At 58.3% G+C, this 1,030-nt stretch carries 2 protein-coding genes and 1 pseudogene; 1 reads left to right on the top strand and 2 read right to left on the bottom strand.

The window, feature by feature from the left end; translation table 11 throughout:
* Nucleotides 1-292: pseudogene (locus A3730_RS30880) on the top strand (DNA repair protein RecN); the annotation flags it as partial.
* A gap of 74 nt (nucleotides 293-366) precedes the next feature.
* Here A3730_RS30880 and fur read toward each other — a convergent pair.
* Nucleotides 367-771: a ferric iron uptake transcriptional regulator gene (fur, locus tag A3730_RS01960; protein ID WP_007149572.1), complete on the bottom strand. Its 405-nt coding sequence runs from the start codon at nucleotides 769-771 to the stop codon at nucleotides 367-369.
* A gap of 33 nt (nucleotides 772-804) precedes the next feature.
* The coding region (locus A3730_RS32450; RefSeq protein WP_231883808.1) for a hypothetical protein at nucleotides 805-1,030 on the bottom strand (226 nt) is incomplete at its 5' end.

Raw genomic sequence — 1,030 nt, 5'->3', positions numbered from 1 at the left:
GGATGTGGGCGTGGGCGGCGGCGTCGCCGAGATCGTCGGCCGGTTACTGCGCGAGCTGGGCCAGCACGCCCAGGTGCTGTGCATTACCCACCAGCCACAAGTCGCCAGCCAGGGGCACCAGCACTGGCAGGTACACAAGATTCAGGGAGACGACACCACCCACACCCGCATTCAGGGGCTGGACGAGACCGCAAGGGTGGAAGAGCTGGCGCGCATGCTGGGTGGCGTGGAAATCACCGAATCCACCCGCAATCACGCCAAAGAGATGCTGAGCAAAGCCCAGGCAGCCTGACAAGAAACGCAGCATGCTTCACGCAACAGGCACCACGCCCGTGTGCGACATGAAGCGTGCTGCGTGAGGCGCTACTACTTCTTCTTCGGCTTGACGTACAACACCAGCGAGTGATCCACGATTTCGTAACCGTGCTCCTCGGCAATGGCGTGCTGGCGCTTCTCGATCACGTCATCCATGAATTCCACCACCTGGCCGGTTTCCATGCACACCATGTGGTCGTGATGGTCTTCATCGGCCAGCTCGAAAACGGCTGAGCCCCCTTCGAAATTGTGGCGCAGCACCATGCCAGCCTGCTCGAACTGGGTCAGCACGCGATACACCGTGGCCAGCCCCACGTCTTCGCCGGAGTCCATCAATGACTTGTAGATGTCTTCCGCGCTCAGATGGCGCTCTTCGGACTTCTCCAGTTGCTGCAGGATTTTCACCCGCGGCAGGGTCACTTTAAGGCCCGCTTTTCTGAGATCCTGATTATCCAATGCGTATGCTCCATCTGCCAATCAATGGCGGTTTTAAAAAAGGCGGAAAATCTGTACCACCGGAGGCACCAAGGCGAACTCCTCGCCCGGTGAACTGTCCATGAAGAGGACCAGACTACCAGACGGGAGTTTGTCATGGGTTCCCAAGTCTGTATTATCGCCCGAACACTTAGCGAAGTCGAAAATCATGCCCCGGATTCTAGTTTCACTGACACTGATATCACTTCTGGCCACCGCCGGCTGCAGCACCCTGCGATTC

Source organism: Alcanivorax sp. HI0044 (assembly GCF_001634945.1).
The sequence above is the reverse complement of the archived record's forward strand: the minus strand, read 5'-3'. Positions and strand labels throughout refer to the sequence as shown.